At 47.1% G+C, this 7,523-nt stretch carries 7 protein-coding genes; 5 read left to right on the forward strand and 2 right to left on the reverse strand.

The annotated features are described in order from the left end of the window. The coding region (locus QUA45_RS25835) for a DUF4347 domain-containing protein (protein WP_333222594.1) at nucleotides 1-2,507 on the reverse strand (2,507 nt) is incomplete at its 3' end. Nucleotides 2,508-3,039: 532 nt separating this feature from the next. On the opposite strand from QUA45_RS25835, the gene mtnA reads away from it, so the two are divergent. The 4 genes from mtnA (at nucleotide 3,040) to QUA45_RS25855 (ending at nucleotide 5,484) form a co-directional block, all read left to right on the forward strand. Beyond that, a complete protein-coding gene (gene mtnA / locus QUA45_RS25840; protein ID WP_333098090.1) occupies nucleotides 3,040-4,101 on the forward strand; it encodes an S-methyl-5-thioribose-1-phosphate isomerase in 1,062 nt (353 codons plus the stop codon). Between the two features lie 36 nt (nucleotides 4,102-4,137). Then, complete coding sequence (locus QUA45_RS25845; RefSeq protein ID WP_333222596.1) at nucleotides 4,138-4,623, forward strand: type IV pilin-like G/H family protein; 486 nt, start codon at nucleotides 4,138-4,140, stop codon at nucleotides 4,621-4,623. 3 nt (nucleotides 4,624-4,626) lie between these two features. Then, nucleotides 4,627-4,827 carry a hypothetical protein gene (locus QUA45_RS25850; protein ID WP_333222598.1) on the forward strand — a complete coding sequence of 67 codons (201 nt, stop codon included), beginning with the start codon at nucleotides 4,627-4,629 and terminating at the stop codon, nucleotides 4,825-4,827. 114 nt (nucleotides 4,828-4,941) lie between these two features. After that, nucleotides 4,942-5,484, forward strand: a complete 543-nt coding sequence (locus tag QUA45_RS25855) for a rhodanese-like domain-containing protein (RefSeq protein WP_333222599.1) — start codon at nucleotides 4,942-4,944, stop codon at nucleotides 5,482-5,484. A gap of 126 nt (nucleotides 5,485-5,610) precedes the next feature. Here the strand turns inward: QUA45_RS25855 and QUA45_RS25860 are convergent, their stop codons facing one another. Further along, nucleotides 5,611-5,958, reverse strand: coding sequence for a hypothetical protein (locus tag QUA45_RS25860; protein WP_333098085.1), 348 nt, complete (start codon nucleotides 5,956-5,958; stop codon nucleotides 5,611-5,613). A 241-nt stretch (nucleotides 5,959-6,199) separates the two neighbouring features. Here QUA45_RS25860 and QUA45_RS25865 point away from each other — a divergent pair, with 241 nt between their 5' ends. Further along, complete coding sequence (locus tag QUA45_RS25865; protein ID WP_333222601.1) at nucleotides 6,200-7,120, forward strand: cation diffusion facilitator family transporter; 921 nt, start codon at nucleotides 6,200-6,202, stop codon at nucleotides 7,118-7,120. Nucleotides 7,121-7,523 lie beyond the last annotated feature (403 nt).

The following is a 7,523-nucleotide window of genomic DNA, read 5'->3' on the forward strand; positions in this document are numbered from 1 at the left end:
AAGTTGGGGAAAGTAAAGCTGCCATTTGCCCCAGTAGTTGCGGAAGTTTCTCCGGTACCGAGGATGCCGTCACCGTTGGTGTCGAGGAAAACTGTAACTCCGGCGACGCCAAGTTCTCCGGCTGCTTGCGTGCCGTTGCCGTCGGTGTCGTTGAATTTGATGCCGGTGATGGTACTCAGCGGTACTGGTATGGCTTGGTTGCCAAAATTAACGGTAGCAGGAATAGTTTGACCGGCTGTCAGTGTGACGGCAACCGGGTTAGCCGTAGTTGTTTGGCTTCCAGCCGGTACAACTTCCCGGACATTGTAAGTGCCTGCGGGCAAGTTGGGGAAAGTAAAGCTGCCATTTGCCCCAGTAGTTGCGGAAGTTTCTCCGGTACCGAGGATGCCGTCACCGTTTGTGTCGAGGAAAACTGTAACTCCGGGAACGCCAAGTTCTCCGGCAGCTTGAGTGCCGTTGCCGTCAATGTCGTTAAATTTGATGCCGGTGATGGTACTCAGCGGTACGACAACGGGAACAGGCTGTGCGGAAAATTCCGAAGTGTTGCCGGCGGCGTCGGTTGCTGTCGCGGTGATTAATTGGCCTGCGGTGACTGCTGCTGGGAAAGTTTGATTGAAAGCAGCGTTGCCTGCAGCGTCTGTAGTTACCGGGATAGAAGCAATTAAGGTTTGACCTTGGGTTCCCGGGGGATTGTTGGCGAAAAATTGGAGGGTGAAATTGGCGCTGGGAATGCTGTTGTAAGTTCCCGCGACGGTGACGCTGCCCGCGCTGGCGGTAGCGGTAGTGAGTACCGGGGTGTTTAGGAAGTTGTTAGCACCGGTGTCGGCGTCGCCTGCATCGTTGGCGGTGGGGCCGTTGTTGCCGAGGTCGATGCCTAAGCCGGCGTTGGCGAAGATCGAGTTGTTTTGGATGCGGTTGCCGATACCGGCGAGGAGGTTTACTCCTGAACCGAGGTTGCTGGCGATCGTATTTCCTTGACCTGCTGCTGTACCGCCGATCGCATTATTGTTTGCGAGGTTAATTAATATCCCCGTAGTATTGGGCAGCGGAGTCGTACCGTTGGCCCCGACGCCTATGAAGTTGCCGAACAACGAGTTGCCGACAGTGGTGGGGTCAACAAGGGCGACACCGTTACCATTGCCGGAAATAATGTTGCGGGCGGCTGGGGTTGTCCCGCCAACAATGTTGTTGGTTGCACCTCCCTGGATGGCTACCCCGAAAGCAGTGTTAGGGACAGGGGCGGTGCCGTCAAAATTAGTGCCGATGAAGTTGCCTGTCAGAATGTTGTTCGTGGCACCTGGATTGAGAATCACCGTACCGCTATTGGTGTTGCCGGAAATGACATTTCCGCTAACAGTGTTGTTCGGTACGCCGACAACGGTAACGCCGCTGGCATTGGGCAAGGCGGCGGTTCCAGCAGCGTTGATGCCGACGTAGTTGCCCAGCACTTGGTTGCCTCCTGTACCGCCGACGATGATGATACCGTCGGCTGTATTCCCAGAAATGACGTTGCGATCCGTCGCTGCAATCCCCCCAATAATATTATTGCTACCACCATTCTGAACCGCCACGCCAAATAAGGCGTTGGGCGAGGCTGCAGAGCCGGCGCTGTTGATGCCGATGTAGTTTCCCGCTACGATGTTGCCGTTGCTTTCAAGGGAAATGCCAGTGTTGCCGAAGCGGTTAACGATCAATCCGCGCAAGGTGCTGCCACCACCCAAAACGCGAAAACCGCTGACACCAACTGTATTGGCTCCATTGATTTCGATGAGCGGGGTGCCGGCGAACCCCGGTTGGCTAGTGCCGTCGATGATGGTGGGAACGTTAATATTTGGCAAGAGCGAGAGGGGCGTGATCGTCTGCACGCCTGCACCCGGAATGGCAAAGTTAATATTGTGCGGCGGTGCGGCCGCTGCATTCGCATCCGTAATCGCTTGTCGCAGCGAACCCGGCCCAGCATCGTTGGTATTAAAAACAGTAAACGTCGCCAAGGTATGCGCGTAATTTGCCATTACCTCCGGCTCGATCGCCAATCCTGTTTTAATCGCTCCAGTAGCGTATTCAAGTACCCAGTTTCCGCCTTTTTGGGCACTGCCAGTAATATCTGCAGAAGCAGCAATATTAGCTTTTGTTAACTTGCTCAGCTTTTGTATAAAAGCTTCTCCTTTTTTACCTGCTGCTACGTTGCAACCGTAAAGCAGAATTTCAAATCGATTTTGAAGTGAGTTGACAGATGACGAAAACCACCGTTTCAAACAGCCGCGATATGTTTCTAAATTGTCAGAAGTCAGGCTAGTTGGCCCTAGCTGCAAACTTCCCGAATCCCCGTGAGAAATAATGTGAACGCTTTCTATACCTTTGCGGCTCTGCAATGCTTCGGAAATTTGTTCGATGCCGTCCCGCGTGCGATCGACTAAAATTACCTCTCTACCCGTTTTAACTCCTGCGGCCAGACTTTGCCAATCTTCAACTGCTGAATCTACGAAGACTATTTGTAGGTTTTTCATAATTACTGTTCCCCCATGCACCTAATTAGGTTTTCAAAATGTTGTTTCCGTGCGATGATAGTCCCTACTTCAATGCACCAGAAATACGGCTAGCACAAAACCTGCCTTTAAGTCAGTACAAGTTGTACAGACAAAGCTTTACGATTATCTATTTTTGTGATTCTTGTAAATCTGTTGGCTCTGGAAAGTTGCTCGATCGCACTTTTTCATTCTCAACTTAAAAAAAGCAGACCCCAGGTAAAGCTAGCTTGTTCCCGATTACGGAAATTTTTCAAAAAACGTAAGTATAATTTACACAACTTAATGTTCGGTTTTTTACTAAGTACACTTTGGTGAAAAAGAATCCAACTCTGTATAAGTTCCAAACCCAGAGAGTGGTGGGTATGCAGCAATTATTCAATCTCAAATCTCCTGTCTCGAAGCTAAAACCGCAGGGCTGGGATTTTGGCAAATTCAGCGTGTCCCTCATAACATAGAGGAATAGTCGCCTTCATGGCATCATAGAAACTTGTCCCTCACATCATTGAAATCGATGACCCCTCAAAACTCCCCTGTTTCGCCCGTCACTTGGAAAGAAGACCGAGTTCTGCTAATTGACCAAAACCGACTCCCGAAAGAATACGGTGTAGTGGAAATTAGTCGCTACGAAGATATGGCTGAGGCGATTAAAACTATGATAGTCCGAGGTGCTCCGGCGATCGGGGTAGCAGCAGCCTACGGGATGTATTTGGGGGCGCGAGAAATCGACACGGGCGATCGTACCGAGTTTTTTACTAAGTTAGAACAAGTTGGCGAGTTATTGCGATCGACTCGTCCCACTGCGGTTAATTTGTTTTGGGCAATATCGCGAATGCTCAAAACTGCCGAGAGAACTAGCGGTTCTGTCGAACAAGTGCAAAAAACTTTGTTAGAAATGGCCAAAACCATTCAAGCAGAAGACTTGCAAACTTGTAAAGATATCGGCGACAAAGGTTTAGAAGTTCTGCCCGCTACACCTGAAAAATTGAACTTACTAACTCACTGCAATGCAGGTGCATTAGCAACAGCAGGCTACGGTACTGCTTTAGGTGTATTTCGTTCTGCTTGGCGAGAAGGAAGACTCGGAAGAGTTTTTGCAGACGAAACTCGGCCCCGTCTCCAAGGTGCCAAACTGACAACTTGGGAATGCGTGCAAGAAGGAATTCCCGTCACTTTAATAGCAGACAATATGGCAGCTCACTGCATGAAACTCGGCATGATTCACGCAGTAGTTGTCGGTGCAGACAGAATCGCTGCTAACGGCGACGCTGCCAATAAAATTGGCACTTACAGTTTAGCAATTGTTGCCAAAGCTCACAACGTCCCGTTTTTTGTTGCCGCTCCTCTGTCAACCATTGATTTTGAACTTTCCGATGGCAGCAAAATTCCCATTGAAGAACGCGATCCAGTTGAAATGTATCAAGTTGGAACTACGCGAATTTGTCCTCTGGGAGTCGAATTTTACAATCCCGCTTTTGACGTAACTCCGGCGGAATTAATATCGGGAATAATCACAGAACACGGCACGGTTGCTCCTGGGGCGTTGAAACAGTTTCATGCAAAACAATTAGTTTAATATATGTTTCTCAACCGCTCATTCCACCGGGTGTCTGTGAAATTAAACAGGATTTATAGCAGCAACTGGCAGATCAAAGTTGCGATCGCAGCTCTAACTCTGCCAGTTATTTTCAGTCCCGTCTCGGAAGCACAAGTGTCACGAACGCTTAAAGCTAAGGAATCACAAGCGAAAAATTTTGTGGGTTCGATGAATAAAGCCCAGCAAGTTTACTATGCTGAAAAAGCAGGCTTTACAAGTTCTGTTTCCAATCTATTGGTTTATCTCGGTCTCCAAGTTAAACCTGACGCAGCCAATTACAGCTACTCGATCGGCATGGTGAAAAAAGGTGCTGTATTTAACTACGGAGTATCGAAGCAAGCTAATTTCAAAAGTTTTGTGGGGGGAGTCTTTTTGGTGGGAAACAAGACCCAAACCATTTTGTGTATAAATGCTGCTCCTGGCAAGACTAAACCCGCTAATCCAACTAATACCAAAGGGGTTTTAGAATGCGCTGCTGGTACAGCAAAAATTGCTCCATAAATTATGTCGAATTTACTGTATAATTTGGCAGATAATTGGATAGTAAGCGCCGATTTAGCTAAGCAATTACTGTCAGGGGGCGCTACTCTGCTCGATGCTCGTCAACCTGTTTTAAAGTGGTTTTGCCATCTCCCACCTGCTATTCCCGTAACTTGGCAGGAATTTTCTCAATCGCACTTTCCCCAAAAGGGAAAAATTCTCTAAAATAACACAGTTTTAACTCAAAAACTGCAAGCAATTGGCATTTGTCAAGACAAACCTGTTATAGTTGTTGCCGATCAGATTAAAGGGTGGGGCGAAGATGGGCGAATTGTTTGGATGTTGCGGACTTTGGGACACGAAAAAGCCGTTTTTGTCGATGGAGGATATCGGGCTTTAATCAAAGCTGGGATTAATCGAGTAAAAGCTGCAAACAATCCACCCCAAACAGGAGATTTTGTAATATCTCGCCGCTCGAATTGGGAAATTCAGCGGGATGAATTGAAAGCTATTTTAGGAGATGAAAATTTAGTCATTATTGATGCCAGAGAGCCGCGAGAATATGCAGGTAAAACGCCTTACGGAGAACAGCGGGGCGGCCACATTCCCGATGCGGTTCACCTATATTACAAACGGTTAATGGACAAACAGGGACAACTGCTGGAGCGCGGGGAAATTGTCGCTATTTTGCAGCAAAAAGGAGTTTCACAGTCAACTCAAATTGTGAGTTATTGCTCCGGGGGAATTCGTTCTGCATGGTTGACTTGTGTCTTGACAAATGTGGGATTTAATGCTAAGAATTATGCTGGTTCAATGTGGGAATGGTCGGCATCGCCTGCAGATAGCTATCCTTTGTCACTAATCCTTTCACGGGCGGGCTAGAAGCCCAACCCCTAATCCCCACAAGAAAATTTAATGTTTGTGGAACAGGCCGGAAAGCCTGTTCTTGAGAATGGTATCTGAACTCAAATTCAACCTATTAACTACAAACGATCGAGGTTGAGATTATCAACCGACTTGTTCGAGATACTGAGCGAGATCGTCGCGCAGGCGGCTGAGTTCGGCTTCGGTGGTGACGCGCACGCGATCGTCCCTAACCGTAATCAGCACTTTCGCAGCAAAAGGAGTTGGCCAGATATTCGGGTTGCAGAAAACTTCCAAAAATACATCTCCTGCATACCGATATTCCATCGGTTTTTGCGGAGAAGCTTTAGCGCCAGCGGTTTTGGCTGCTACAGCTTTCAAGCTTTCCATCAAAGCTGCAATTTCGCTTTGCAAATCCCGCGCGGCTTGCGGGGAAAAGCTAAAGGAGACAGAACCTTCGACTAAATTCAGTGTCAGCGGAGAAAGAGACATGGGCAATGAAATTTAACATACTATTGTTAATGATAAAAAATATAGTAACCCAAAAGAAGTACATTCCAGCTCAATTGGACTGCGAAACTGGTATTAATTAAAACTTGTCTCAAGAAGCTAGGCTAAATTAATGAATATAAATCTAGTCGCAAGCTAGATTCCGCAAGAGTTTTAACTTTTTATGACTTGATAAGCTTTAAACTAGAAGCCAGAAAACTTGACGGCCGATCGAGGAGATTTTATGGTTGCCGATAACCGTTCCGAAGTCCGCAAGGTTTTAATAATTACCTTATTGCTCAATTTGCTGGTGATGGCAATTAAAGCAGCCGTGGGATGGGTGACTGGTTCCCTCAGTTTGCTGGCAGATGCTTTGCACAGTGTCACGGACAGCGCTAATAATATTTTAGGATTGGTAACTAATCATTATGCCAATCCGCAGCCCGATCGCGATCATCCCTACGGACACCAAAAATTTGATGCTCTCGGAGCTCTGGGAATTGCTGCTTTTCTGGGAATTGCCTGTTTTGAAATTCTCAGCGGTGCTGTTGAAAGGTTGCTCAAAGGTGGCACAGTTGTCAAAATATCCCAAAATGAACTGTGGATTTTGTTGATCGTACTGGGGATTAATATTTTTGTCACTTTTTACGAGCGCAGAGTTGGCCAACGTCTCGGTAGCGCGATTTTAGTGGCTGACGCTCAGCACACGATGAGCGATGTTTGGGTGACAATTATGGTCATCGGCGGGTTGATCGGGGTTTGGCAAGGAGAGGTTTTAAACATACCTCAACTGCAATTCCTGGACGTGTTTTTGTCTTTTCCTGTGGCTGTTTTGGTATTTCACAGCGGTTGGAAGGTTTTAAGGGAAAATCTGCCTTGGTTGGTGGATGAAATGGCGATCGCACCGGAAGTTATTCACGCGATCGCAATGGAGGTGCCGGGGGTTGTTAACTGTCACTCGATCGCCTCCCGCGGCATTGTAGGGCGTCAAGTATTTATTGATATGCACATGATTGTGGATGCTGTCGATGTAGAAACAGCTCACCGGATTACAGAAGAAGTAGAAGCCCGTTTGGAAGAACGTTTCAGCCCTGTACGCATCTTAATTCACGTTGAGCCACCAGCTTACCATTCCGACCAAATTAGCTACGATTCTGAAAAATGAAGGCACAACCAGTGATTTTGACACGGATACACGGATTAATTGAAGAATCGGGAAAGTATTTTTACTTACGGCAATTCCTCCAATTTTTTAAATCCTCTCAATCGGGTTAGAGCGATCGCACTTAATTTAGTTGCTGTTTTCCACAGGAAAAGGGGGGTTTTCCACAGAAATCGGCAAGTTTTCCACAATAGATCGATCGGCTGTCGTCGATTTCTGTCTTTTTATTTGTATAAATTCCAAGTATTTTGAATTTCTGTAGCCATTTCCCCCCGCAAATGCCAAGGTAGCAAAATCTCGACTTTTGAACCGAGAGCTCGCAGCCATCTCAACGGGTAGTGCGGATGGAATTTTTACTTTATTTTATCTGGTGCTAGCCTATCTACTCTCGATCGTAGCGGAAATT

The organism is Microcoleus sp. Pol12A5 (genome assembly GCF_036701435.1).
Taxonomy (GTDB): Bacteria; Cyanobacteriota; Cyanobacteriia; order Cyanobacteriales; family Microcoleaceae; genus Microcoleus.